General features: G+C 58.4%; 21 protein-coding genes. 14 read left to right on the forward strand and 7 right to left on the reverse strand.

Annotation, left to right across the window (positions count from 1 at the left end; all coding sequences use genetic code 11):
* Positions 1-236 precede the first annotated feature (236 nt).
* Positions 237-1433 carry a Bcr/CflA family multidrug efflux MFS transporter gene (locus V7747_RS04545; protein ID WP_335614858.1) on the forward strand — a complete coding sequence of 399 codons (1197 nt, stop codon included), beginning with the start codon at positions 237-239 and terminating at the stop codon, positions 1431-1433.
* Positions 1434-1494: 61 nt separating this feature from the next.
* Here V7747_RS04545 and fabB read toward each other — a convergent pair whose 3' ends face one another.
* The 6 genes from fabB to V7747_RS04575 all read right to left on the reverse strand — a co-directional run bounded on the left by fabB (position 1495) and on the right by V7747_RS04575 (position 10455).
* The gene (fabB, locus tag V7747_RS04550; RefSeq protein ID WP_335614859.1) at positions 1495-2712 is read right to left on the reverse strand and encodes a beta-ketoacyl-ACP synthase I; all 1218 of its coding nucleotides are present in this window, start codon (positions 2710-2712) and stop codon (positions 1495-1497) included.
* Between the two features lie 11 nt (positions 2713-2723).
* Positions 2724-3239, reverse strand: coding sequence for a 3-hydroxyacyl-[acyl-carrier-protein] dehydratase FabA (fabA, locus tag V7747_RS04555; protein WP_335614860.1), 516 nt, complete (start codon positions 3237-3239; stop codon positions 2724-2726).
* 383 nt (positions 3240-3622) lie between these two features.
* On the reverse strand, positions 3623-5176 hold the full coding sequence (locus V7747_RS04560; protein WP_335614861.1) for a class I adenylate-forming enzyme family protein: 1554 nt from the start codon (positions 5174-5176) through the stop codon (positions 3623-3625).
* 177 nt (positions 5177-5353) lie between these two features.
* Positions 5354-7279 carry an ATP-binding protein gene (locus tag V7747_RS04565; protein ID WP_335614862.1) on the reverse strand — a complete coding sequence of 642 codons (1926 nt, stop codon included), beginning with the start codon at positions 7277-7279 and terminating at the stop codon, positions 5354-5356.
* The gene (locus V7747_RS04570; RefSeq protein WP_335614863.1) at positions 7276-8160 is read right to left on the reverse strand and encodes an ABC transporter substrate-binding protein; all 885 of its coding nucleotides are present in this window, start codon (positions 8158-8160) and stop codon (positions 7276-7278) included. Before V7747_RS04570 ends, V7747_RS04565 begins: the two co-directional genes overlap by 4 nt.
* 108 nt (positions 8161-8268) lie before the next feature.
* Positions 8269-10455, reverse strand: a complete 2187-nt coding sequence (locus V7747_RS04575) for a TonB-dependent receptor plug domain-containing protein (protein ID WP_335614864.1) — start codon at positions 10453-10455, stop codon at positions 8269-8271.
* A gap of 131 nt (positions 10456-10586) precedes the next feature.
* Between V7747_RS04575 and V7747_RS04580 the strand changes: the two genes are divergently transcribed.
* The 7 genes from V7747_RS04580 to V7747_RS04610 all read left to right on the forward strand — a co-directional run bounded on the left by V7747_RS04580 (position 10587) and on the right by V7747_RS04610 (position 16636).
* Positions 10587-11630: an NAD(P)H-dependent glycerol-3-phosphate dehydrogenase gene (locus V7747_RS04580; protein ID WP_335614865.1), complete on the forward strand. Its 1044-nt coding sequence runs from the start codon at positions 10587-10589 to the stop codon at positions 11628-11630.
* Between the two features lie 4 nt (positions 11631-11634).
* Positions 11635-11973, forward strand: a complete 339-nt coding sequence (locus tag V7747_RS04585; RefSeq protein WP_335614866.1) for a DUF4389 domain-containing protein — start codon at positions 11635-11637, stop codon at positions 11971-11973.
* Positions 11970-12440 carry a phosphohistidine phosphatase SixA gene (sixA, locus tag V7747_RS04590; protein WP_335614867.1) on the forward strand — a complete coding sequence of 157 codons (471 nt, stop codon included), beginning with the start codon at positions 11970-11972 and terminating at the stop codon, positions 12438-12440. The genes V7747_RS04585 and sixA overlap by 4 nt, the downstream gene beginning before the upstream one ends.
* 198 nt (positions 12441-12638) lie before the next feature.
* The gene (locus V7747_RS04595) at positions 12639-14321 is read left to right on the forward strand and encodes an AMP-binding protein (RefSeq protein WP_335614868.1); all 1683 of its coding nucleotides are present in this window, start codon (positions 12639-12641) and stop codon (positions 14319-14321) included.
* Positions 14318-14749, forward strand: coding sequence for a hotdog fold thioesterase (locus tag V7747_RS04600; RefSeq protein ID WP_335614869.1), 432 nt, complete (start codon positions 14318-14320; stop codon positions 14747-14749). Before V7747_RS04595 ends, V7747_RS04600 begins: the two co-directional genes overlap by 4 nt.
* A 107-nt stretch (positions 14750-14856) precedes the next feature.
* On the forward strand, positions 14857-15741 hold the full coding sequence (locus V7747_RS04605; protein ID WP_335614870.1) for an alpha/beta fold hydrolase: 885 nt from the start codon (positions 14857-14859) through the stop codon (positions 15739-15741).
* A gap of 58 nt (positions 15742-15799) precedes the next feature.
* Positions 15800-16636 carry a DUF4892 domain-containing protein gene (locus tag V7747_RS04610; RefSeq protein ID WP_335614871.1) on the forward strand — a complete coding sequence of 279 codons (837 nt, stop codon included), beginning with the start codon at positions 15800-15802 and terminating at the stop codon, positions 16634-16636.
* A 10-nt stretch (positions 16637-16646) separates the two neighbouring features.
* Here V7747_RS04610 and V7747_RS04615 read toward each other — a convergent pair whose 3' ends face one another.
* On the reverse strand, positions 16647-19064 hold the full coding sequence (locus V7747_RS04615) for a penicillin acylase family protein (RefSeq protein ID WP_335614872.1): 2418 nt from the start codon (positions 19062-19064) through the stop codon (positions 16647-16649).
* Between the two features lie 97 nt (positions 19065-19161).
* Between V7747_RS04615 and V7747_RS04620 the strand changes: the two genes are divergently transcribed.
* The 6 genes from V7747_RS04620 to V7747_RS04645 all read left to right on the forward strand — a co-directional run bounded on the left by V7747_RS04620 (position 19162) and on the right by V7747_RS04645 (position 25124).
* A complete protein-coding gene (locus tag V7747_RS04620; RefSeq protein WP_335614873.1) occupies positions 19162-20154 on the forward strand; it encodes a patatin-like phospholipase family protein in 993 nt (330 codons plus the stop codon).
* A gap of 66 nt (positions 20155-20220) precedes the next feature.
* Entirely contained in the window at positions 20221-21258 is a 1038-nt protein-coding gene (selD, locus tag V7747_RS04625) for a selenide, water dikinase SelD (RefSeq protein ID WP_335614874.1), read from the forward strand.
* Complete coding sequence (mnmH, locus tag V7747_RS04630; protein ID WP_335614875.1) at positions 21258-22373, forward strand: tRNA 2-selenouridine(34) synthase MnmH; 1116 nt, start codon at positions 21258-21260, stop codon at positions 22371-22373. The genes selD and mnmH overlap by 1 nt, the downstream gene beginning before the upstream one ends.
* A gap of 104 nt (positions 22374-22477) precedes the next feature.
* Complete coding sequence (locus V7747_RS04635; protein WP_335614876.1) at positions 22478-23239, forward strand: SDR family oxidoreductase; 762 nt, start codon at positions 22478-22480, stop codon at positions 23237-23239.
* 767 nt (positions 23240-24006) lie between these two features.
* A complete protein-coding gene (locus V7747_RS04640) occupies positions 24007-24429 on the forward strand; it encodes a hypothetical protein (RefSeq protein WP_335614877.1) in 423 nt (140 codons plus the stop codon).
* A gap of 122 nt (positions 24430-24551) precedes the next feature.
* On the forward strand, positions 24552-25124 hold the full coding sequence (locus V7747_RS04645; RefSeq protein ID WP_335614878.1) for a hypothetical protein: 573 nt from the start codon (positions 24552-24554) through the stop codon (positions 25122-25124).
* The last annotated feature ends 180 nt before the right edge of the window (positions 25125-25304 follow it).

Here is a 25304-nt window from a genome sequence, read left to right on the forward strand (position 1 = left end):
ACAGTCTCCTGTGTAAAGAGTTAAGGTGGTGCTCGCCTATCGCTAAAGAATTGCCAAGGCGTTGTATAGCCTTAGGACCCATTCCGGCAACACTCTGTTCCACCCTCATGCCACGGGTTTTCTGGCATCATACGCGATCGATATCTAGGCTGATGTCGTGCCTTTCTTTTCTCTGGTGCCGAGCACCAGATAGTTGCTGTCACCAGGCGTGCCCGGCGGCTCTGATGGATACCTGAATGCCTTTCTATATTTTGCTCATCCTCGGTGCTCTAAGCGCCTTTGGCCCGTTGGCTATCGATATGTATTTGCCGGCCTTTCCTGCCATAGGCGCAGCCCTGAACGCGGATGCTGAACAGGTGCAGATGAGCCTGTCTGTCTACTTTCTGGGCCTGGCCAGTGGTCAATTGCTGTACGGCCCACTCGCGGACCGGTTTGGTCGGCGCAAGCCCTTGCTGGTCGGTGTGCTGCTGTTCTGTCTGGCGTCCTTCGCTTGCGCCATGGCGCCCACGCTTGAGTGGCTGTTGGCTGCACGTTTTGTACAGGCGCTGGGTGGCTGCGCGGGCATGGTGGTAACTCGCGCCGTAGTGCGCGATCTGTGCGCACCGATTGACGCTGCCAAGGCCTTTTCGCAGCTCATGCTGATCATGGGAGTAGCACCAATTCTCGCGCCATTGCTGGGCGGCGCAATGCTCAAGGTTTCCGGTTGGCCGTCGATCTTCTGGTTCCTGACTGCGTTTTCTGCTCTCTTTGCGCTGGCGGTCTACTTCTTCCTGCCGGAAACCCTGCCAAGCGACGTGCCAGCGTCGCGGCTAAGCAGTGCGCTGGGACGTTACGCCGGGCTGCTGCGTGAGCCGGTGTTCATGTTCCATTCGCTCACCGGCGGTGTCGCGATGGCGGGGATGTTTGCCTACATTGCTGGCTCGCCATACATTTTCATCGAACTGTACGGTATGAGTGTGGATCACTACGCCTGGCTGTTCGGTGCCAATGCGGCGGGGTTTATCCTCTTTGCCCAGTTCAATAGCCGCATGCTGCGTCGACACATGCCGCTGAACCTGCTCAAGGGGACCACGGCGGTTTATCTGGCTGCTACCGCATCGCTGCTGCTGGTCGCCCTGTCGCATTCATCGAGTCTTTGGTTATTTCTTCCGCCGCTATTCTGCAGTGTGGCAGTTATTTCGCTGGTGATTCCCAATGCTTCGGCCTGCGCGCTGGCGGGGCACGGGCATCAGGCGGGGGTGGCCTCGGCGTTGATGGGCACCATGCAGTTTGCGATTGCCGGCCTGACCTCGGCGGCCGTGGGTTGGCTGCACGATGGCAGCAACGTACCTATGGCACTGGTGATGGCCGCCTGCGGCCTGGGTACCGTGGTGATGGCATTTTTGGCCCGGCGCGCCTCAGCTCGGGCGCCGCAGCCGAGCTGGTCGACCTGATCGACTGCGCTCGCACATAAAAAAACGCCGCAAATGCGGCGTTTTTTTTACTGCCATGAACTCAGGCAGCGTTCCAGCGCTTCATGATCAGCGTGGCATTGGTGCCACCAAAGCCGAAGCTGTTGGACATGACCAGATCAACCGCCTGATCCAGACGTTCACGCAGAATCGGCAGATCGCCAGCGTTTTCGTCCAGCTCTTCAATGTTGGCTGAAGCCACCAGGAAGTTGTCACGCAGCATCAGCAAGCAGTAGATGGCTTCCTGTACACCGGCAGCGCCCAGCGAGTGTCCTGACAAGCTCTTGGTGGAGCTGATCTTGGGCGCCTTGTCGCCAAACACTTCACGAATTGCCTTGAGCTCGGCAACGTCGCCAACCGGCGTCGAGGTGCCGTGAGTGTTGAGGTACTCGATGGCGCCATCAACGGTTGCCAGTGCCTGCTGCATGCAGCGGACTGCGCCTTCGCCGCTCGGTGCGACCATGTCGTAACCGTCGGAGGTCGCGCCATAACCGACCACTTCGCCGTAGATCTTGGCGCCACGTGCCAGCGCGTGTTCCAGCTCTTCGACCACAACCATGCCGCCGCCGCCGGCGATGACAAAGCCGTCACGTTTGCTGTCGTAAGCACGCGAGGCTTTTTCCGGGGTGTCGTTGTACTGGGTGGAGAGGGCGCCCATGGCATCAAACAGCATGGTCTGCGACCAATGCTCTTCTTCGCCGCCGCCGGCGAAGACGATGTCCTGCTTGCCCAGTTGAATCAGCTCTGCGGCGTGGCCGATACAGTGAGCGCTGGTGGCGCACGCGGAGGAGATAGAGTAGTTAACACCCTTGATCTTGAAGGGTGTGGCCAGGCAGGCGGAGACGGTGCTGCCCATGGTGCGCGGTACGCGGTATGGCCCGATCTTCTTTACGCCTTTCTCGCGGAGAATGTCGATGGCTTCCATCTGATTCAGCGTGGAAGCGCCACCGCTGCCGGCAACCAGACCGGTGCGTACGTTGCTGACCTGATCTTCGCTTAGGCCGGCATCAGCGATGGCCTGTTGCATAGACAGATAAGCGTACGCGGCTGCATCGCCCATGAAGCGCTTTACCTTGCGGTCAATCGCGGCTTCAAGGTCGATATCGACCGAGCCGGAAACGTGGCTGCGCAGGCCCATTTCAGCATACGAAGGGTTGAAGCGAATGCCTGGCTTGCCGGCCTTGAGGCTGGCTGCCACGCTTTCCAGGTCCTGGCCAAGGCAGGAAACAATGCCCATGCCGGTAATCACGACGCGACGCATAGTGATGATCCTCAGAAGCTGTCGGTAGAAGTAAACAGACCCACACGCAGACCTTCGGCGCTGTAGATCTCGCGGCCATCAACAGCCATGCTGCCGTCGGCAATACCGAGGGTCAGGGCACGATTGATGGTACGTTTGATGTGGATGGTGTAGGTGACTTTCTTGGCGGTAGGCAGTACCTGGCCAAAGAACTTGACTTCGCCGGAGCCCAACGCCCGGCCGCGGCCTTCGTAACCCAGCCAGCCCAAATGGAAGCCCACCAGCTGCCACATGGCATCCAGGCCCAGGCAACCCGGCATGACGGGGTCGCCTTCAAAGTGACAGGCAAAGAACCAGAGATCAGGGGTGATATCCAGCTCGGCAACGATCTCGCCTTTGCCGTACTTGCCGCCGGTCTCGCTGATGTGCACGATGCGGTCCATCATCAGCATATTAGGGGCGGGTAGTTGTGCGTTACCGGGGCCAAACATTTCGCCACGGCTGCATTTGAGCAGCTCTTCCCGGGAATACGCATTCTGTTGTGTCATAGAGGCTCCTGCTCTTCCCCTGAATAGTGGGGCGCTGTTAATTCGGCTTGACCTGAGTTTCAGGCAACATCTGAAAAAGCGCGCTGTGAGAAGCCAACAGTAGTAGATCCTGTGTTAAGAAATTTCGTTATTTGTATGAAATAAAAGAAATTTCAATCAAGACTCTTGTTCTTTTGCTCTCATGTTGCAGCGTTTTCAGATGCTTCCTGGCGCTATCGGGCCAGCGTAAGGTCAGACTGCATGCCTGACGATAAAGTCACAACTGTCGCTCTTAAGTGTGCAACGAGGCGTTGAGGATACCCGCGATGGCCCCCGAGGACAAAGGTTCTGTGTCCTCGAGGTGCCGCGTCAATAGCGCACAGGCAGGATGCGGGGCTGCCAAATCAGGGCAGTACGCCGAACTCGGCCTGGAACTGGTCGCGTAACTCGCGCTTGAGCACCTTGCCGATCGCGCTGCGTGGCAGCTCGTCGGTGATGATTACGCGGTTCAGGCGCTGGGTTTTGCCGACACGTGCGTTGAACCAGCTCTGCACGGCTTCGGCGCTGACCTGCACGCCGGGCTTGGCTACGACATAGCCGACCGGAGTTTCGCCCCAGCTGGTGGACGCCACGCCAATGACAGTAACGTCCTGCAGGTCCTGGTGTTGGCGCAGTTCTGCTTCCAGATCGCTGGGGTAGATGTTGAAGCCGCCGCTAATGATCATATCTTTCTTGCGATCCATCAGCGTCAAAAAGCCCTCTTCATCAAAACGGCCTACGTCGCCAGTGCGGATGAAGCGTTTGCCGGTGCTGTCATACCATTCGGCTTCGGCGGTTTTTTCCGGCTTGTTCAGGTAGCCGTTCATCATCGCCGGGGAGTTGCCGACCACTTCACCGATCTCGCCGCGTGGCAGTTCATTGCCTTCTTCGTCGATAACGCGCATGTCATGACCTTCAGAGGGCATGCCCACGGTGCCCAGCTTGGTGGGGTGCAGGTGCGCCGGAAGAATGCAGGAGCCGCCGCCCTCGGTCATGCCGTAGAACTCGACCAGGCCGCCCGGCCAGCGAGCAAGAATGTCGGCCTTGAGCGCCGCGTGGAAGGGCGCGCTGGTGCTGAACTTCATAATGAAGCTCGAGAGGTCATAGCTGTCGAAATCGTCACGCGCCATGATGCGCTGGTACTGTACCGGCACCAGCATGGTGTGTGTGACCTTGTGCTGTTCAGCCAGCGCCAGATAACGGGCTGCGTCGAATTTAGCCATCAGGATGACGGTGCCGCCCAGGCCCAGCGTGGGCAGAAAGGACACCAGAGTAGTATTGGAATACAGCGGGGTGGAGATCAGCGTGCGGCTGTCTGGACCATAGCTGAATACCAGAGCGCGCTGGATGTGCGCCCAGCGCATACCGTGTGACTGCACGATGCCTTTGGGCTCGCCGGTGGTGCCGGAGGAGTAGATGATGTTGAACACGTTCTCTGGCGCCAGGGTGACGGCCGCCGGGGCGTCTTCTGCAAGCCAGCTGCTAAAGCCCGGTTCGCCGGTACTGTCGTCCAGGCTGTAAAGCGGAGCGCTGATACGCTCGCGCACGCCGCTTATGGCGTCACGGACGGCAGCGTCGACGAAGAACAGTTTTGCCGCCGAGTCGGCTAGCATACCGAGCAGGCTCTCAGGTGTGGACGAAGGGGCCAGCGGCGCAACCACTGCACCGGCGCGCAGCGCGCCGACAAACAGCACCGAATAGTTGATCGAGTTGGCAGCGCACACAGCCACGGCTTCGCCCGGCTGCACACCGTCACGTTGCAGGGCAGCAGCGACCTGGTCGGCCTGCGCATCCAGCTCGCGGTAGTTAAGGCTTTCGCGCTCCTGCATCAGGGCAGGGTGGTCGCCGCGCTCGCGGGCGTGCTGGGCGATCAGCTCGGGTAGGGTGCTGTAGGGGGTTTCCAGGGTGATTGTTGGCATTGTTTTACGCTCGCATAACTGGACCGGGACAGGCCCCTTATCGCCGTGCACACTGCGCTGCAGTCGCGGACGTGGTTGGGGCTGAAAAAAAACGAGCCCTAGTGTCGCGATATTGGGCAGCTGAATCCAGCGTCTACCGTTGTTGCAGCAAAGCAGAATGGTACTGGATCAACCTGATCAATGATCTGCGGTCGGCATCCAGCGGTTGAGCGCCTTGAGTAGCGCCTGACGGCTGATTGGTTTGCTGAGGAAATCCTGCATGCCGGCTTCTTCGCTGTGCCGACGATCCATGTCAAAGGCGCTGGCCGTCAGCGCGATGCACGGGATGGGGTTGCGTTCTTGGGTGTTACACAGCGCATGGTAGCGGCGGCAGACCGTCAGGCCGTCGGTGTCAGGCAGGTGTATATCCATGAGAATGACTGCATAGCGCTCCGGTTGGCTGGCCAGCATTTGCAGCGCCTGCTCGCCGGTGCCGGCAATCTCGACGGTCATGCCGAAGCTGTGCAGCATCCCTTCGATGACCATCTGGTTGACCGGGTTATCCTCCACCAGCAATAGCGGCTTGGCATGACTATGGTCGTTTGCTGGTAGGTCTTCATCTTGCTCCTGGCTCTGCTTGTGACCCACTTCAAGCGGAAGATTGAAGGTAAAGTGCGAACCCTTGCCCTCAGTGCTGCGGGCAATCAGCTCGCCCCCCATCTTCTGCACAAAGGTGCGTGCAATGGAGAGCCCCAGCCCGGTGCCCCCGAAGCGTCGGGAGGTGCTGGAATCGGCCTGCTGGAAGGCATCGAACATGCTTTCCAGTCGCTCCGGTGCGATGCCGATACCGGTGTCAATCACCTCACACTCGAACCACAGGCGGTCGCTCCCGGAAAGATTCCAGTTGGCCGTTACCGTCACGTTTCCTTCTTCGGTAAATTTGAGCGCGTTGCCGATCAGGTTGACCAGAATCTGGCGGATCCGCGTGGGATCGCCCAGCACCTCGGACCACTGCCGGTCGCCGTGCAGGCGAGTAATCAGCTGCAGGCCTTTCTGCCTTGCGGTGTGTTCGAACACGTTGACCGAGGAGCTGATCAACTGCGGCAGGTCGAAAGGGATTTTTTCCAGCTCCAGGGCGCCACGCTCGATCCGCGAGAAGTCGAGAATATCGTTGATCACCTTCAGAAGGTGGTCGGTTGATTCGCCGGCGATGTGCACATACTCGCTCTGTTCGCTACTCAACTCGGTGGTTTCAAGTAGCTGCAGCATGCCCAGCACGCCGTTCATGGGAGTGCGCAGTTCATGACTCATCATCGCCAGAAACTCGGATTTGGCGCGGTTGGCCGCTTCGGCCTCTTCGCGCGCACTGACCAGTTGCTGCATCGCCTGCTGCTGTTGCTGGCTGGAGCGCTCAAGTGTTGCGGCGAGACTGTTGATATTGCTCATCAACTGGCCAATCTCGTGTTTGTCGTCGATCTCCAGGCGGGTGCTCAACTCGCCTTCCTGCAGTTTGTGTACGGCCATGCCCATGCGCGCCATTGGATTGGCCAGCGCGCGCGCGAGGCGGATCGCCAGAAACAGCGTGGCGACCAGCACCAGCGCTGCCAGCCCGAGGGTTTTCATCAAAATGGCGTGTTGCCGCTCGATGAAGGCCTCGTTGCTCAGACCAACGTGGACCTGCCCCAGATAGCGCAGCTCGCTCTCATCTGCTTCGGCTGCGGGCGAGTCGAGCAGAAAAAGCTCGTTCTGCAGCGGAATTCGTTGGCGCATGATGTCGGCCACGAAAACCTGTAGGCCTGGTCCTGTCTCTATGTCTTCCTTGCTGAGCATCAGCAACGGTTGGCCAGTGCTGTCAAACACCTGCACGTAGCGCACATGTGGCATGTTCAAGGCCCCCTGGACGAGGCTTTCCAATGTGCGCAGGTTGCCGCTGATCACGCCGTACTCCGCTGCCGGGGCCAGTTGATCAGCAATCAACTGGCCGGTGAGCTGCAGTTCACGGTTGACGTCGTCGAGTCGCTCGCTGGTGAGAAAGGTGAAGCCTACTACGCCCATCAGTAGTACGGGCAAGGTGGCGATGAGGATCAGGCGGCTGAAAATGGTGCCGTGTTGCAGGAAACTCATGGTGTTTGCTCCAGCTTGCTCAACTCGCTGGCAAGCTCTGCGTCGTCAGGGACAGGCAGACCCAGGGAGCGTGCAACCTGGGCATTGCTGAGTACTGAGAAGTATGCCGGGTAGGAGGTCCCGCTTGGCAGAGACTCGCGCTGCAACAACAGCGCAACGCTGCGGGCCATGTCCTGGGGGCTACTGTAGGTAGTACTGAGGCTGCCAGCTTCGATGAAAGGTGCGCTGGGGCCGATCAGGACCTTATTGCGCGAGTAGCTGGTCAACAGGATGGTTTTCAGGTTGTCGGCGTTGTAGATGTCGGAGTCGTCGATGCCTAGCAACACATCACTTTGGTCGAGTACCTGCTGGATGTCGCGGGCCAGGTCGTCACTACTTCTGACCAACACGCTGTGCTGCTGAAGCTCGTTTGCCGCTATGGCTTCGTGCCAATGTTGCTTGAGATTCTCGCTGTTGGCGCTGTAGAGCAGGCCGACAGTGCGTAGTCGGGGGAGCAACCGCTTTGCCAGGCGCACTTGTCGAAGTGGGTCAGGTGTGGCTGGTAGGGCGTGAAGATAGTCTGGAAGCGCTGCGGGAATGGCGCTGCTACTGATATACAAGGCGATGCTGGGTGTGTTTAGCGACTGGCCGAGTCGCCAATCCAGTCGTTCGGCTCCGAGGGTGATGATGATATCGGCAGCTGCCAGCTCGGCTGGCGCTGGCGAGCCAGTCTGGATGACGCGAATCTCGTCCTGTTTGAGTTCACTGCTTAGCGCGTTGGTGAATTCAACAATAAGCGGACTATCGGTGGCAGGGGCGGCAAGTAAAATAACGCGCGCACACGCCCCGGAAGACAGGCATGCCAGCACCAATAGGCACAAGATCTTGCCCGTTAGCCCCATTGCGCTTGCGGTCCTTGCTGATTGCCAAACATCATGTTGCACCTTCCCTGCCTGCATCCGTGCCGGTTCGGTTACCCGGGTTTCCTTAGGTTAGTGCTATGCATTGAACTAAAAGTTTAGTTCAGCGCTCACGTAATAGTGATTTAGATCATCGTAGGTATTTTCGTCCCAGGTAAGGGCCTCGTCGTCGAGCCGGTGCTGCAGCACGGCAGCCAGCGTGAACCGACTCTTTGGGCCTACCTCAAAGCTCTTTGCCAACCGCAGATCAAGCCGTTCAAAGCGACGCTCATTGAGTTGGTCAGCGCCATAATAAATCACGCTTGATTCAATATCGGCGGGCCAGCTTCTCAGCCAGGCCGCGCTACCGGAATTGCGAGCAGTGAGGCGCTGATCAAGGCTGCTGGTAGCTTCGAAATCCACGTAGGCATAGGTTAATCGGAAGCGGTCAGCATAGGTTGCCCGCCAGTCGATCTGAGCTTCTGCGCCTTCAAACTCCGCAGACGAAGAATTATTGGGATAGAAATCGGTGAGTTTCAGTGGCTCGGAGTTCATCCCGGTAATGCGCTCTTGAAACACCCGCAGATCCAGGCCCAGCCCGTAGCGGTGAATAGTCCCGTTGTAGCCAATCTCGCGGGAGCGCATTGTTTCCGTATCGAGGTCGCCAGGCCCCACTGCTGTGGCGTAATAAGTACGCTGTCCGCTTACCGGGCCGGAGAGATTCCTGATCTGATAAGTCCAGTGCACATTGTTTTCATACATGTCCGGTGTGCGGACCGCCTCGGAATAAACGAACCGCAAGCTATGGGTGGGGGCCAGGAAGTAGTTCAAAGCCAAGCGCGGGGAAAAAGCGTCACCGACCAACTCTGAATGCTCATACATACCACCAGCTTGAAACAGCCAATTTTGGTGGGGCCGGTATTCCGCATTGCCAAAGACCTGAGTGATGCCATTGTCGATGGCACCGCTGAAAAAAGTCTCGGATTTGGCACGGTCCTGTCGATAGCTGGCGCCACTGACGATACGCAGTTGCTCGCTTACTCGAAGGGTGTCCTGTATCTCCAGCTGGTAACGGCTTTCGCGCATGTTGTGGTTAATGTCGAAACAGGCCGGCTCACTGTCCAGATACTGCTGGCGTTCCTGAATGATGGCCTCACCCAGGTCGCCGAGATAGTCGTAATACTGACCGTACATGAAGTCGTTCATGTACGCGCGCAACCCGCCGGCAATGTCACGGCTCATATAGCGACTGACCCGGCGTGCGGCCAGTGGGCTCAGGTCGTAGAGCTCCTGCAGGTTAGCGGAAAATGCCAGCGGGCTATCGCACGCACGCCAGTCACTTAAACGTTCCATATGCTGCGCGTAAGCCATGATCTGAAAACTATGGTTACTGTTCAGCTCATGCTTCCACAACGCCTGCAGCGCGTAATCACGCCCACGGATGTCCGAGTGGGGCTGCCATTCTTCGATCATCTCATCGAACTGGCCGCGCGGTGTTTTGGCGGCGCCCAGGAAGGGGGAGTAATCGTAATATGCTTGCCGACTGACCTCGCTTGCCGCTATCTGCCAATCCAGTGTATTGGCGCTGTCTATCTGATAAGAACTGCTCAGATTGAAGCGGGTCAGCCGCTTGCCGTCTCGATAGTCCTGTCCGGGTTCTTCGTAGCTATCAAACCCATCATCCTGCATGCCCGAGAGGGTCAGGCGAGTCTGGCTGTTTTCTGTGCTGAAGCCTTGGCGCGCCAGCCAGTCGTCAACCCCTCGGGTACCTTTGGTCAGCTTCAACGTAGTGTCGAGGGTGTCCCGCGGATGCCGGGTGACAATATTGATCACCCCCATCAGTGCATTGGCGCCGTAGGCGGCGGTATTGGGGCCGCGGAATACTTCAATGCGATCAATGTCTTCAATGGCGACCGGGATTTCCGCCCAATCAACGGTGGCAAAACCCGGGCGGTACACCGAGCGGCCGTCGACCAAGACCTGCAAGCGCCTGGCCTCGGTCACGTTGGTGCCGTGGTAGTTGACGTTGATCTGATTGCCGCGGCGGTAACCGATCATCATGCCTGGCACCAGGCGCAGTATTTCGGGTATATCGCGTGCGCCGCTGGCACGGATCAGCTGACGATCCAGCACCGTCATGCTGCCAGGCACTTCCGCCGGGGCTTGCTTGAGGCGGGTTGCACTGAGGACGGTCGGCAATGCGAGGTCATCAAGCAACGGGTCCGTTGTCGCCTGCAAGGAAAGCGGCAGGCTCAGAGCAGCGAAGCCCGCCAAGACGGTAATGCGATTGGTAGACATGTGATGGCACTTTGTAGCTATTTTTCTTGGCCCTCCATATTAACGGTCACAACAGGTTTTTCCACTGCTCAATCGCTGTTATCGTCGGGCAGGCTTATACTTGGCCCGGAAAACCTGATTAAGGATGTTGCATGACCGATTCCAAAGCGGCTGTCTGCGTATTAGGCGGAGGCAGTTTCGGTACTACACTGGCCAACTTGATGGCTTGCGAGGGACAGAAGGTGACGCTCTGGTTGCGTGACCAGGATGTGGCCGATCACATCCGCAACCAGCATGAGAACCCGCGCTATTTGCCTGGCTACAAGCTGGACCCACGGTTACAGGTTTCAACCGACATCGAAGCTACCATTGCGGCGGCTGACCTGGTGTTTCTGGCCATTCCCAGTAGTGCCTTTCGCAGTGTGCTGCAGGAAATTGGCCCGAGCCTGGCCGGCAAACAGGTGGTCAGCACGACCAAGGGTATAGAACAGCCAGGCTTCCTGATGATGAGCCAGATCGTCGAGCAGGAAGCCCCGCAAGCCAAGGTGGCGGTGTTGTCCGGCCCCAACCTGGCGAAGGAAATGGCCGCTGGCGAGCTGACCGCAACGGTTATCGCCAGCGAGGATGAGACGCTCTGTAATGCTGTACAGGATGTACTTGGTAGCAAAAACCTGCGCGTGTATGCCAGCCAAGATCGCTATGGTGTCGAGCTGGGCGGAGCGCTGAAGAATGTGTACGCCATCATCTCGGGTATGGCGGTGGCACTGGGTATGGGCGAAAACACCAAAAGCATGCTGATTACCCGCGCGCTTGCGGAGATGACTCGATTTGCCGTGCACATGGGGGCCAACCCACTGACTTTCCTTGGGCTGGCCGGCGTGGGCGATCTAATCGTGACCTGTATGTCGCCGCAGTCGCGCAACTTTCGTGTGGGCCATGCGCTGGGTAAAGGCGAAACTCTTGAAGAAGGGGTGGCGCGCCTGGGGCAGGTCGCCGAAGGCGTTAACACGTTGAAAACGCTCAAGCAGAAGGCCGACGAAGAGGGTGTTTATATGCCGCTGGTCGCCGGCTTGCATGCCATCGTGTTTGAACATCAGCCGCTGGGGCAGGTGATCGGCAAATTGATGTCGGCGGAGCAGAAGCACGACGTCGAGTTTTCCGCCTTTATGAGCTGCACCCCAATCAAGGAACAATGAACCCATGTCTGCTTTGAAATCTTCGCTATGCTCTCCCGATTTCTGGCTACGCCTGCTGTATACCTTTGTGTTCATGTTGGCGTGGCAGGTGGTCGAGATTCTGTTGGCGCTGTTGGTCGTCATTCAGATCGTGGTACGGCTGTTCACCGGCAGTGCCAATCAGGATGCTGCGGCCTGGGGTGAGGGGTTGTCGGTTTATGCCTGTCAGATCGGTCGTTACGTCACCATGGCCAGCGAGCAGAAGCCCTGGCCGTTTATCGAATGGCCGCAGCCGACTGTCGTGACCGCCGAGCCAACGCCGCAGGCTGCTGCGGCATCCGAGCCGGCTGAGCCCAGGGCATGAGACTCTGGATATTGCGTCACGGTCAGGCCGCCGCGCAGGCAGCCAGTGATGCGGAACGCCCACTGACCTCGCTGGGTGAAGCGGAAGTACAGGCGATGAGTGCGCTGCTGGCAGGCCAGCCATTGGACGCCATCCTCGCCAGCCCGTATCGTCGCGCACAGCAGACGGCGGCGGTCATGCGTGCCGAGCTTGGCTTCAGCCAGGAGGTCGGTACAGCGCCCTGGTTAACACCCGACGACGATCCTGGGGAGGTACTGCGTTTTCTCTCAGAGCGCAGCGAACAGCATGTGCTGCTGGTTTCGCATCAACCCTTGGTCAGCCAACTGGTCAGTCTGCTGGTAGAGGGTAACCGGGCATCTCACTATCCTATGCCGACGGCGGCGCTGGCCTGCATTGAGCTTGATTTCGTTGCGGCCGGCCTAGGTACCCTGGTGGCGCTGCGGGTACCCGCTGACCTGGCCGACTAAGTCTAGGTGCATACGTTTTAGGCTGACCCTAGCAACGACCCGCTAGCGGCGCGTTCGGGTGATCTAGTCCGCAAGCTGCGCGTTAGGGCCTTGTAGTGGGTCCGGGGCATGGGATAGTGTTCACTCAAACGGGTGAGTTCTGCGCGTTCAGCGCCATCATTTCAACAATAATAATTTCCAGCAGCACGAGGGCACAGTATGGGCGCCTTGGCCAAAACGCCGGTAACGGCTCTTGATGCGTTTCTGCGTCAGGAAAGCCTGCAGGCAGATAAAACCTATCTGATTCAGCCGCTGCCTGACGGGGACGTGGTTGAACTCAGCTGGCGCCAGGTAGGGGAGCAGGCGCGACGCATGGCCGGTTACCTGCAGTCGCTGGGCTTTCCTGCGGGCAGCCACATAGCGCTGCTGTCAAAGAACTGCGCGCATTGGATAGTCGCTGACTTGGCCATCTGGATGGCAGGCCATGTTTCCGTCCCGCTGTATCCCAATCAAACTGCCGACAGCATAAGACAGGTGCTGGAGCACGCTGATGCCTGTGCTGTCTTTATTGGCAAGCTGGATGAGTGGCCGCGGATGCGCACTGGCGTGCCACAGGATATGCCCTGGATTGGGCTGCCGCTGGCGCCGGACGATGACGACATCCAGGCCTGGGACGCTTTGATTGAAGCCAACCCGCCGCTGCCTGAACTCGTGCTGCCCGTGGCAGACCAATTGGCCACCATTGTTTACACCTCCGGTACCACAGGCGTACCCAAGGGCGTCATGCTCAGCTTCGGCAGCATGTACCTCGCAGCGAGTAATGCGTTGCGGCTGTTCAACATCAGTGCGCAGGATCGGCTGCTGTCCTATCTGCCATTGAGCCATGTGGCTGAGCGGCAGTTCGTCGAGATTGCTTCCCTGCTGTCCGGCCAGCAGGTTTACTTCGTCAATAGCATTACGACCTTTCTGGAAGATGTGCGCAGAGCCAGACCGACGGTCTTTTTTGCTGCCCCGCGTGTCTGGGAGAACTTCAGGAGTTATGCCGAGCGCAAGCACGGCTCAGCCTGGGTGCGGCTGCAGCTCAAGTTACCTTTACTGAGAGAGCGCATGGCGCGGCGGCTCCTTGCCGATATGGGGCTGGACCAGGTGCGCTACGCGGTCTGCGGCTCGGCGCGCCTTACCCAAGGTCTGAGTAGCTGGTTCGCCGAGCGCGGCCTGTTGATCGTTGAAGCTTACGGCATGACGGAAAACTGCGGCTACTCGCACCTGGGCCGGCCGGCGAAGATCAAGGCGGGGTACATCGGTCTGCCGAATCCCGGCGTAGAATGCCGCCTCAGTGGAGCGGGCGAAGTACTGGTGCGCAGTCGTACCGCAATGCTGGGGTATTACAAGGATCCGGTGCGAACTGCCGAGGTACTGGACGACGACGGCTTTTTGCATACCGGCGACCTGGGTGAAATCGACCAGGAAGGTTTTCTGCGCCTTGTCGGGCGTGCCAAGGACACCTTCAAGACGTCAAAAGGGCGTTACGTAACGCCGGTGCCGATCGAAGCCCTGTTGCTCGACAGCCCGCTGATCGAAGACGCTTGTGTAGTAGGGCGTGACTTGCCCCAGCCACTGGCGCTGTTGCGCTTGCGCGACGATGTGCAGGGCACTGAAGAGCAGTTGACGCGGCAACTCGATGCACTGCTGCAACAGGTTAATGCCAGCCTGCAGCGCAGCGAGCAACTGGGCTGCCTCGTGATCATCCGTGATGAGTGGAGCGCCGAGAGCGGCTTGCGCACGCCCAATCTCAAACTCAAGCGTAATGTGGTGGAGGCAAGCTACCAGGGTCAGGTGAACCTGTGGCTGGTGTCCGGTAACACCGTTGTTTGGCAGCAGAAATCCAAGGAAAAAGTATGAGTGCAATCTGGTTTGGTAAGGTCGATCTGGATGCGATGAACGCCCCGGCAGACAACATCAATACGCTGCTGGATGTGCGCTTGGAAGACTACGGCGATGACTGGATCACCGCTAGCATGCCGGTCGACAAGCGGACTCATCAGCCCTATGGCATTCTGCACGGCGGCGCTTCCGTGGTACTGGCCGAATCGCTGGGCAGTATCGCATCGTATCTGTGCATTGATAGCAGTCGCTTCTATTGCGTTGGTCTGGAGGTCAACGCCAATCACCTGAAAGCGGTAAAGAGTGGGCGGGTAACGGCGATCGCCAAACCTGTGCACTTGGGGCGCACTACTCGTGTCTGGGATATTCGTTTGAGTAACGAGGCTGGGGCGCTGACCTGCATCGCCCGCTTGACCATGGCAGTGGTACCGCTGAAAGCAGATTGAGGCTTGATCTATGCCGGTGCATTCATGCTCGCAAGCTTGATTGCCGCTGTATAGCCGAGTCGCTAACTTGGCGGGGTAAAGTCACGTTCAGGACCAACGGATAACCGATGACAACCACCAGCCGCGAAGTACGTTTTTCTCTTCCCTCCCTTGAAGTTGCCGGTAAGGTCTGGGGTGAACCCGGCGGGGTGCCGGTGATCGGGTTGCACGGCTGGCTCGATAACGCCGCCACCTTCGATCGGCTGGCACCTGAGCTGGAGGGGGTGCATCTGGTTGCGCTGGATCTGGCCGGTCACGGCCTGTCGGATCACCTGCCGATGGCGGGTTACAGCCTGTGGCAACAGGCCTCAATCGTGCTGCAGGTGGCGGAGGAAATGGGCTGGGAGCGTTTCGCGCTGCTCGGTCACTCCATGGGAGCCATTATCAGCGGGGTTCTGGCTGGCTCCTTGCCGGAACGCATCCTCGGCGCCGCGATGATCGACGGGCTGATGCCTTTCACCTCTGAGGCGGACGACGCGCCTAAGCAGATGGCCCGTTTCTTCAAATCCAGTCTGGCGGTAGGCAATAAGCGCAAACCGGTGTACGACAGCGTTGAAAAGGCGGTCTCCGCTCGGGTGCTGGGCGGTACTACACCGATATCGCGTGATGCGGTCAGTTGTCTGGTTGAGCGCGGTTTGATGCCCGATCACGGCGGCTGGACCTGGCGCACAGACCCGCAGCTCATGCTGCCCTCGGCGTTGCGCTTTACCAATCGTCATGCGGTGTCTTTTATCGAGGCTATCGAAGCGCCGACCATGCTGGTTTTGGCCAATCAGGGAGTCATGCACAAACACCCGCAAGTACTGGAGCGTATCGAGCGTTTTCAGCACATTCAGTTACATAAAATGGACGGCGGTCATCACTTGCATCTTGAGGAGCAGGCGCCCGCAGTTGCGGCGCTGTTGAACGATTTCTACGCGGCACTGCCCGCCAACAGCAGCAGCGCAGCCTGACCGTAGTGCAGCAAAACGGGTATGCTGTGGGCTAGCTCTTTGCTGCCCAAGGAAAGCCATGTTTTTGCGCCGAACCACTCAGATTGGATGTTCCATTGCCGCCTTGCTGTTGAGTACTGCCAGCCTGGCGGACGAGGCTTTCGAACAGTCGCTCAGTATTACCCCCTTTGCGCACGTCAGCGCGGTGCAGCAAGATCGCGTGGCCGACGCCGAATACCAGTTCATCATTGGCAGCATTCGCCGTATCAACAATCAATTGCGCGCCGAGCGCGAAGTGCGCGCCAGCGGCGAGTTGCTACGCGCTACCTGGCAACTGAAGGATGGTTACGCGCCGGAGGAGGCGTTTCGTAACGCCTTGCAGCAGCTCACTGAGCAGCCGCACACCTTGCTTTACGCCTGTGATGGGCGTGAGTGCGGCAGCAGCAGCCTGTGGGCCAATCAGGTGTTTGGCAACGCTCAGCTCTACGGACCGGAGGAAGATCAGCGCTACCTGGCTCTACGCCTGGATGGCGAGCCGCAACAGCTCATCGCGCTGTATTCCATCACCCGCGGCAACAAACGCAGCTACCTGCACATGGATCAGTTTACGCCGAGCCCGGTAGTCACCCAGCCGCTGTATCCCACCCCCACCACGCTACTCAAGGTGCTCAAGCGCGAGGGTCAGCTGTTGCTGCCCACGCTCGACTTGCAGCACCCAGACGCGGACGCGACGGTGGAGTGGGTGCGGCTACTGGTGAGGATGCTGCGTACCGACTCTCTACTGCGCGTGAGCATCGACGGCGCCGACGCACCCGCGCTGGTACAAGCGCTCAAAGCCGGCGGTATTCGTGATCAGCGGTTGAATGTTGGCGAGCCGCAGCCGGAGCAGGGCGTGCGCATTACCCGGATTCGCTGAGCCGTGCGGCTCAGCGCTTGCGCTCGGGGAGAATCAGCAGTTGATCGGGCAGGGCCTGAATCGATAGCCAGTCGAACAATTGCGTGCGGTAGCGCCCCTCGTTATACATCTCGGCCTGATCCAGCGCATGCATGTCCAGTGGATTGCCGGACTGGCCCAGCGGGTTGATACCCAGCGTGGCATTCACATCGGCCAGGTCGATCAGGCGCCGCGTAGAGGGTCCTGACTTGACCTGATAACGCGACTCGCCAATGTTGTACGCCATGTTGTTGAGCGTCTCGTTCCCGCCGTTTACCGCCACCGGATCAGTGTTCAGATAGCCACCAAAGGGAATGCGATCTGCCAGCGGATGTTGATGCTGCAGGCTGGTCAGACGCGACCACTGCCATTGTTCCGGCTGATTGCCAAGGTCGGCCACCAGCCCTTCCACTGCCTTGATCCAGGCATGGGTAATTGCCGCCTGACGGCCATCCAGACTGGGCTGCTGGCGGTTATCCCACCAGGGTGAGGTAGGCTTCCAGTACAGCTGTGTCAGGGTCTTGCTGGCGAGATAGGTATTGCGGAAAAAGGCGTAGCGGTCGCCGAGTTCATCGGCAAACAGGGCCACGCTCAGCTCGTCACGCCAGCGCTGGTAGATACTCGCACCGGCGCTGTCTTGCTGATAGCGCCCGTCCCATTGCTCAAGCAGTTGCGCGGCCTTGGCCGCGGGCGCATGCAGCTCGCTATTGAACAGATTGTAATCCAGCAGGGGCAGGGCATCCTGCACCATGGCCAGGGCTTGCGGGCGCTGCTCGTCAAGCTGCATGGCCTTGAACCGAGACAGGTCAAAGGTCTCGTCCTGTTGCAGCAGTTCGCTGAGGCGCTGGGCCCGTTCAGTGGGGGCGTAGTAACCCGGCACGCTGCGGCGCACGTTTTTTTCCGGGTAGGGATTGTTGGTGCTGAAAATATAGCCTTCACGCGGGTTTATGATGCGTGGATTGTTCTCGAACGGTTGATAACCAAGAAACTCGTCGCGTCCGGAGCTGCCATTGAGCAGGGCAAAACCGTTGCTGCTGGACGGCCAGCGCTTGAGTTTGCCAATGGCCCACATGGCAATGTTGTCGTCGGTATCGGCGTAGATCAGATTGAGGCCAGGCGCCCCGTGCGCGGCAGCGGCAGTCTGAAATTCATCCATGTTCTGCGCGCGGGTAAAGCCGTAGAAGGCCTTGGCAGAATCGTTCTCGGGATCTAGAAAGGTCCAGAACAGGCTCACAGGCTGCCGCTCCAGGCTCCCCGGCAGATCATTGATGACGGGGCCGTGGCGCGTGCTGCGGGTCTTGATCAGGCGGTCTTCCTGGCCGCGTACCTTGATGACCTCTTCATGCAGGGTGAAGTCTTCCCAGTGATCGCTCGCCCAGACCTGGTTCGGGTCTTCGGGGTTGACGCGTTCACGGTAGAAGTCGATATCGTCGTTCATCAGCATGGTCAAGCCCCATGCGTGATGCCGCGTTTGGCCTAGCAGCGGGAAAGGAATGCCGGCTAGAAAATGCCCGTATACCTCGTTCTCCGGTGTGCGCAGATGAGCCTCATACCAGACCGCCGGCACGGCGAAGCCAATGTGCGGATCGTTGGCCAACAGCGGCGCGCCGCTGGCACTCTTGCTGCCCTTAACCGCCCAGGCGTTGCTGCCAATGAACTGGCCGACGGGAAAGTCCTTTTCAATTGCCGAGATCTGCTCCAGCATGGGTTTGAGCAGCTCTATATAGGGCTGGCCGGAGGAGCGGGCCGGAGGCAGTTGATCTGGCCAACTGGGCACCAGATCCTTATAGTGACGCTCGCTCAGGGTGCCACGAATATGGTCAACCAGAACGTCAGTCTTGAAGGCTTCGGCGAAGGAGTAGGCCATGTAGCCCATGATCTGCGCGATGTCTTCGGTAGTGAAGTAATCGGGTTTGGCCATCAGCAAGCGGTATTCCAGAGGCCGACCGCCATGGTCAATGTACTGATTGATGCCATCCTGATAGGCATGCAGCAGTTTCACATGGGGGCTGTCGGGTTCGGCTTCCAAGCGTTCGGCGTAGGCGCGAGCAAAGCGGTTGATGCCCAAGGTGCGGAAGAAACGATCGGTAGCGAAGGATTCAGCGCCAAACAGTTCCGACAGCCGCCCACCACCGGCGCGGCGCAGCATATCCATTTGGAACAGACGGTCCTGGGCATGCACGTAACCCAGGGCGCGATAGGCGTCCTCTTCGTTCTGCGCGTCAATGTGCGGCACACCCCAGGCATCGTAATGCACCGAGACGCTGCTGTTCAGGTTGCCCAGGCGCAGCTCACCACTGCGTTTTGCTTCAGCGGTATGCAGCATCCAGACGCCCAGCAGGGCCATGAAAGTCAGCAGCAAAGCGATGAACAGGATTGCTTTAACGGGTAGGGAGAGACGCTTGATCACAGGGTGCCTTGTGCTGCGGGAAATCATCCCGGCATCATGCGCAGAGTGATCAAGGACGTCAATCGGGATTAATCAAATTGCGGGGGAGCCAACAAAGATGGGGCAGCGAGTAGCACTGGTGCTGGGTAGCGGCGGAGCACGCGGCTATGCGCACATTGGCGTGATTGAAGAGATTGAACGGCGTGGCTACGAGATCGCCTGCATAGCCGGCTGCTCCATGGGCGCGGTGGTGGGCGGCATTCACGCTGCCGGGCACCTGAAGGATTACCGTGACTGGGTCTCGGGTCTGGATTACCTGGATGTTATTCGCCTGCTGGATATCGGTTTCGGCAACCTGGGCGCGATTCGCGGTGAACGGGTGTTTGGACGTATTCGCGAGATTCTCGGCGAGATCAATATCGAACAGCTGAACATTCCTTTTACCGCCGTTGCGACTGACCTGACCAACCAGCAGGAAGTGTGGTTCCAGCAGGGCTGCCTGCATCAGGCCATGCGCGCCTCGGCGGCCATCCCCAGCCTGTTTTCGCCGGTGCGCCAAGGCAGCCGCGTACTGGTGGATGGCGGCCTGCTGAACCCCTTGCCAATTGTGCCGGTGGTCTCGTCGCACTGTGACCTGATCATGGCGGTCAATCTCAACTCAATCGAAAACGACGGCTACAGCATGCCAGTGGTTGAGCGCCCGGCCCCCATCCGCCTGCAGTGGGATCAGTGGATGACCGCCCTCAAACCCAACTGGCTGGGCCGCAAAGGCAATGAGGAAGAGGAGGGGGAAGACGCCATGGCGCTGCTCACCGCCGAGCCCGAGCCCCTGGAGGCGCCGCATTCGCGTGAAGAGGATCAGTCTCAACCCGTTGAGGTGGAGGCGCCGCCAGGCCCAGCCAGCATGCTGGAACTGGTCAACCTGTCGTTTGAGGCCATGCAATCGTCACTCACCCAGTACAAGATTGCCGGCTATCCACCCGACGTTCTGTTCAATGTGCCCAAGCGTCTTTGCCGGTTCTTCGAGTTTTACCGTGCGCCAGAATTGATCGAGCTGGGCCGCATGGTCGCCAGCGACACCCTTGATCAGTTCGAGCGCCGCAACCGCTGAAGCGTAGGCGCTGAGCCTGCCGGCTGGTAGAATCGCGGGTTTGATCCTCACAGCCGGAGAGCCCGCATGACCCAGACAGTGCGATTGACCGAATACAGCCACGGCGCCGGGTGTGGCTGCAAGATAGCCCCCAAGGTGCTGGATGAAATGTTGTCGGTCGGTCAGCCGGGTCCCAGCTTCGAACGCCTGTGGGTTGGTAACGCCAGCCGGGATGACGCTGCGGTATTTGGCCTGGATGCAGAGCAAGGCATTGTCAGCACGACCGACTTTTTCATGCCAATTGTCGATGACCCCTTCGACTTCGGCCGTATTGCGGCCACCAACGCGATCAGCGACATTTATGCCATGGGCGGCACGCCGCTGATGGCCATCGCCATTCTCGGTTGGCCGGTGAACCTGCTGCCGGCTGCGGTCGCCGGAGAGGTGCTCGCCGGTGCTCGTCAGGTCTGCGCCGAGGCTGGCATGCCACTGGCGGGTGGTCACTCGATTGATGCCCCCGAGCCTATCTTTGGTCTGGCGGTAACCGGTCAGGTACTGCGCAGCCAGCTCAAGCGCAACGATCAGGCTCAGGTCGGTGCGCAATTGTTCCTCACCAAACCTCTGGGTATCGGCATTCTGACCACTGCCGAAAAACAGAAAAAACTTCGCGCCGAAGACGTCGGCGTCGCCCGCGATCTGATGTGCACCCTGAACAAGCCCGGCCAGCGCTTTGCCACGCTGCCCGGCGTGCAGGCCATGACCGACGTCACCGGTTTTGGTCTGTTGGGTCACCTGGCCGAGGTGGCCGAGGGCTCCGGCGTCAAGGCGCAGATTCATGCTGACCGCATTCCGCGCATCGCCAGCGTGGATTATTACCTGGAGCAGGGCTGCATTCCCGGGGGCACGCTGCGCAACTTCGACAGCTATGGGCACAAGCTGGGCCCGCTGACGCAGGCGCAACAGCATCTGCTATGCGATCCGCAGACCAGTGGCGGTCTGCTGGTGGCGGTAGCGCCCGATGCGCTGGGCGACTTCCTGCTGGCCGCGCGCGAAGAAGGGCTCGAGCTGCACGCCATTGGCGAATGCGTCGCCGCCGACGGCGGTGCCTGGGTCGAGGTACTCTGATGCGCGACAACACGGCGGATTTTCGTCAGCTGTTTTTGGCTGATATACCGTTAATTGATGTGCGCGCGCCGGTGGAGTACCTCAAAGGCGCTTTCCCCACTGCCTGTAACCGTCCGTTGATGGATGATGCTGAGCGTGCGCAGGTAGGCACCACTTACAAGCAACGTGGGCAAGAGGCCGCCATTGCATTGGGCCACAAACTGGTCAGTGGTGATATCAAGGCGGCTCGTATCGAAGCCTGGATCGCGCAAGTAAAGGCCAACCCTGAGGGTTATCTGTACTGCTTTCGCGGCGGTCTGCGTTCCCAACTGGTACAGCAATGGTTGAGCGATGCCGGGGTGCAGTATCCGCGGGTGATCGGCGGCTACAAGGCCATGCGCCGTTTTCTGATTGATTCACTGGACGAGGCGATCGAACAAAGTCCGCTGGTTTTGGTGGCAGGCCTTACCGGCACCGGCAAGACCGAAGTCATCAGCGCGTTGAACAACAGCCTGGATCTGGAAGGCCACGCCCATCACCGTGGTTCCAGTTTCGGCCGCCACGCGACGCCGCAGCCCACGCAGATCAACTTTGAAAACCAGCTGGCCATCGAAGCGCTAAAAGTCAGGGCCAAAGGTGTACAGCGCCTGGTCTGTGAAGACGAAGGCCGCATGGTCGGTAGCTGCTCGGTACCGCTGAATCTGTATCGCGCCATGCAGGAAGCGCCATTGGTATGGCTGGAAGACAGCCAGGAAAACCGCATCAGCCGCATTCAGGCCGACTACGTTACCAACATGCACGCAGAGTTCTCCCAGCTGCACGCGGAGCCGGAAGCGGCCTTTGCGGCCTTCTCCGAGTACCTGTTGAACAGTCTGCTGCGCATCCGCAAACGCTTGGGTGGTGAGCAGCATCAGGCGTTGGATGCGCTCATGCAGCAAGCGCTGGCAGAACAGCAGCGTAGCGGCGACGAGTCCCTGCACCGCGCCTGGATCAAGGGCCTGCTGGAGCACTACTACGACCCCATGTACGCCTATCAGCGCGAAAGCAAGCAGGCCAGGGTGGTGTTCTCCGGCAATCAGGCAGAGATCATCGAGTATCTTGCGGAACTCGCCATCAATAATCAGCATGGCGCGTGAACAACAAAGCTGATTCAGTCGAAACATGACGGCGCCCGTTGTTATCATCCAGCGATAACAACGGAGCGGCCCTAGTTGCTCCCATCGTCAAGGAGCACGGTTAGATGAGTTTGGATTTTGCAGGCAAAGTTGTACTGGTTACCGGCGCTGCCGCTGGTATTGGCAAAGCTACAGCGGAGGCTTTTGCAGCGGCAGGCGCGCGCTTGGTGCTGTCTGATATTGACAGCCAGGGCGGCGAAGCGACCGCTGCCGGCATCCGCGCCACCGGCGGTGACGCCTTATTCCAGGCCTGTGATGTGGTCGATGCCAGCGCGGTAAAAGCCCTGATCGACATGATTGAATCCACCTACGGCCGCCTTGACTGCGCCTTCAATAACGCCGGTATCGAAATCGAGCAAGACAAGATCGCCGACGCCAAGGAAGACGTGTACGACCGCATCATGGACGTGAACGTCAAGGGCGTCTGGCAGTGCATGCGCTTTGAAATACCGCTGATGCTGAAGAACGGCGGTGGCGCTATCGTCAATACCGGTTCTATCGCCGCTCTCGGCGCAGCACCCAAGATGAGCATCTATGCCGCCAGCAAGCATGCAGTGCTCGGCCTGACCCGTTCGGTCGCAGTGGAGTACGGCAAGAAGGGCATCCGCGTAAATGCCGTTTGCCCCGCCGTGATCGATACCGACATGTACCGCCGCGCTGCCGCGATAGAGCCGCGCAAGGCCGAGGTCGTGGCCGGCATGCACCCCGTTGGACGCATCGGCAAGGCCGAAGAGATCGCCGCTGCCGTGCTGTATCTCTGCTCTGACGCCGCCGGCTTCACGACCGGTATCGCGCTGCCGGTGGATGGCGGCGCCACCTGTATCTGAGGCACGCAGGCCCGGCGCTGGCCGGGCCATTCCCACGCCTGCTGCGTTGAGCCGCTTGCCGCCGCCCAGATAATCCGCTGTTGCGGCGTTCTACTCGCCCCAGTGGCTCGACTTACCCATTGCTGTGGCTCAAGGACCTGACCGCGCGGGAGATCTACTTCAAGGTGCAGCGTGAGTTCACCTTGTTGGATTAGCCAAGGCAGCCAGTGAAACGGGGAGGGCGCTCATCAGAGACTACCGCTCAGCAAAACGCAGCGGCGCAAAACAACGCGCTGGCGTCAGTGGCAACACGTGTCGCAGAGCGCTTTACCCGCAGCCGCAATAGCGCTAAGTTGCGTCAATGGCGCATGGCCATGCATCAGGAGCCCAAGGATGGCGCGCAGATTAAACCTCTCACCAACCTCAGATTTTAGTGCTCAGCTGACGTTATATCGGCTGCTCACCCGTCGTATGCCTGCGATGAAAGCATCGCCTCTGTCCAGCCCAGTACCCGAGTACCGCGCGCAACGAGCAGGCTCGCCTGTAGCAGATAAAGGACAGTTCGCTTTAGGTGGAATGATAAGTGCCATGCCATCCAGTCGTAATGGATTCACGAAATGACGCGCGCACGCGAATACAGGCTGCTGGTGGAAAGACTCCGCAAGCTACTGATTTTAATCGATAAGATTTTTGTGGCGGGCGGCCTGAGCCCGCAGTTATATCGAACGCGCGGTTATGTATTAATGCCGCGTGCTGTCTAATCACTGTTATGCAAAATCGAGAATTGAATGGAACTTGAAAGAATATTCATAAAAACCGATCTATTTGAAATCGATCCGAAAGAGGATGAAGAGACGAATCCATTCGTATATGGAAAGCAATTCTCTGAATGGTTACGTAGTAAATTTATCGATCTTGGATATGATGTAGAAGCGGTAATACCTGAAGACTGGGGTTGGTGCGTGATGTGCAAACGCGAACCTTACTGGTTATGGGTAGGCTGCTCTAGCATTATGGAAAACGAACACGAAGAGGGCTATGTTCCAAGCAAAGAAGAAATCACATGGCACTGTTTCGCAACAGCGGAAGTTCCTTTTTTAAAGCGCATCTTCAAAAAAATCGATACTCGTGAAGGGCTGGCGAAAATTCAGGCAGAACTCATGTCTATAATAAATGAAGAACCGCGTTTTAAAGTGGTACAAGAGCCGTAAATGCATAACAAACGGCTCATGAGCGACTTCCGTTCCGTCGGCCTTTTTTGTGGTGGTTACCACAAAAAATTCCAACTGCACTCCGGCGCCATAGCCGGGCGTTAGAAGCCATAGCCAATAACATGAAATCTGCTGAAATCATCGAGCTAAGCACATCTGGCAACTGCTTCAAGGAAGCGCTGCTACATTCGTCGAGCATTCGCGTTGACCATGTTGAGTATCGGACGTTCGATGAAGGACTCTGTTCTGCAAGCATCTTTTTCTGCAAGAAGGAAAAAGATTCACTTGCATCGTTTGCTTTTTTGGCACTAATGAATCATGCACTTCATTTTTATGAAGAGTGGAACATAAAAGAAATTCTCAATAGCGAAATTGAATTAATAGTAGAGAAATGGCTTGTTCCGGCGATTCAAAAAGCCGAGGACATCCAATATGAGGATGCACGGAAAAATATCCAGGGTATAATTGAATCAATTGAAATCTGTATAAATAAAAAGATAAATTCAGGTGCAACATATAAGCCAGATAGATGGGGAGTGTTTCTGAACCACAATCGATCTCCGAGCTACCCATCCTCCAGTCTCTTCCCTTGCGAGTCCAATGTGATCGCGCTGGCAGACAAATGGAACGAAATTGAATACCTGTACGAAACCCCTAATAGTTTTGCCCTATTCTGTTGGAGTACAGGTGCGTAATGGCTTCTAACTACAGGTTCAAATCGCTCGCTTCGCTCACTGGGATGAATCGCACCGGCTTTTGTGGAGGCCGTTTAGCAGATAGATGCAGTTCGTGGCTGGCCTTGTATGGATAATTTCTGCCGTGTTTGGGTAAATTGAGGCCCACCCCCGACGGCCATCGGGGGCCTTCATGCAGTA

It is taken from the genome of Halopseudomonas sp. (genome assembly GCF_036960865.1).
Lineage (GTDB): Bacteria > Pseudomonadota > Gammaproteobacteria > Pseudomonadales > Pseudomonadaceae > Halopseudomonas.

What these genes read in the sequence shown, in the direction of transcription:
- V7747_RS04545 (WP_335614858.1), top strand. Translation starts at nt 237, where the DNA reads ATGCCTTTCTATATTTTGCTCATCCTCGGTGCTCTAAGCGCCTTTGGC.
- fabB (WP_335614859.1), bottom strand. Translation starts at nt 2,712, where the DNA reads ATGCGTCGCGTCGTGATTACCGGCATGGGCATTGTTTCCTGCCTTGGC.
- fabA (WP_335614860.1), bottom strand. Translation starts at nt 3,239, where the DNA reads ATGACACAACAGAATGCGTATTCCCGGGAAGAGCTGCTCAAATGCAGC.
- V7747_RS04560 (WP_335614861.1), bottom strand. Translation starts at nt 5,176, where the DNA reads ATGCCAACAATCACCCTGGAAACCCCCTACAGCACCCTACCCGAGCTG.
- V7747_RS04565 (WP_335614862.1), bottom strand. Translation starts at nt 7,279, where the DNA reads ATGAGTTTCCTGCAACACGGCACCATTTTCAGCCGCCTGATCCTCATC.
- V7747_RS04570 (WP_335614863.1), bottom strand. Translation starts at nt 8,160, where the DNA reads ATGGGGCTAACGGGCAAGATCTTGTGCCTATTGGTGCTGGCATGCCTG.
- V7747_RS04575 (WP_335614864.1), bottom strand. Translation starts at nt 10,455, where the DNA reads ATGTCTACCAATCGCATTACCGTCTTGGCGGGCTTCGCTGCTCTGAGC.
- V7747_RS04580 (WP_335614865.1), top strand. Translation starts at nt 10,587, where the DNA reads ATGACCGATTCCAAAGCGGCTGTCTGCGTATTAGGCGGAGGCAGTTTC.
- V7747_RS04585 (WP_335614866.1), top strand. Translation starts at nt 11,635, where the DNA reads ATGTCTGCTTTGAAATCTTCGCTATGCTCTCCCGATTTCTGGCTACGC.
- sixA (WP_335614867.1), top strand. Translation starts at nt 11,970, where the DNA reads ATGAGACTCTGGATATTGCGTCACGGTCAGGCCGCCGCGCAGGCAGCC.
- V7747_RS04595 (WP_335614868.1), top strand. Translation starts at nt 12,639, where the DNA reads ATGGGCGCCTTGGCCAAAACGCCGGTAACGGCTCTTGATGCGTTTCTG.
- V7747_RS04600 (WP_335614869.1), top strand. Translation starts at nt 14,318, where the DNA reads ATGAGTGCAATCTGGTTTGGTAAGGTCGATCTGGATGCGATGAACGCC.
- V7747_RS04605 (WP_335614870.1), top strand. Translation starts at nt 14,857, where the DNA reads ATGACAACCACCAGCCGCGAAGTACGTTTTTCTCTTCCCTCCCTTGAA.
- V7747_RS04610 (WP_335614871.1), top strand. Translation starts at nt 15,800, where the DNA reads ATGTTTTTGCGCCGAACCACTCAGATTGGATGTTCCATTGCCGCCTTG.
- V7747_RS04620 (WP_335614873.1), top strand. Translation starts at nt 19,162, where the DNA reads ATGGGGCAGCGAGTAGCACTGGTGCTGGGTAGCGGCGGAGCACGCGGC.
- selD (WP_335614874.1), top strand. Translation starts at nt 20,221, where the DNA reads ATGACCCAGACAGTGCGATTGACCGAATACAGCCACGGCGCCGGGTGT.
- mnmH (WP_335614875.1), top strand. Translation starts at nt 21,258, where the DNA reads ATGCGCGACAACACGGCGGATTTTCGTCAGCTGTTTTTGGCTGATATA.
- V7747_RS04635 (WP_335614876.1), top strand. Translation starts at nt 22,478, where the DNA reads ATGAGTTTGGATTTTGCAGGCAAAGTTGTACTGGTTACCGGCGCTGCC.
- V7747_RS04640 (WP_335614877.1), top strand. Translation starts at nt 24,007, where the DNA reads ATGGAACTTGAAAGAATATTCATAAAAACCGATCTATTTGAAATCGAT.
- V7747_RS04645 (WP_335614878.1), top strand. Translation starts at nt 24,552, where the DNA reads ATGAAATCTGCTGAAATCATCGAGCTAAGCACATCTGGCAACTGCTTC.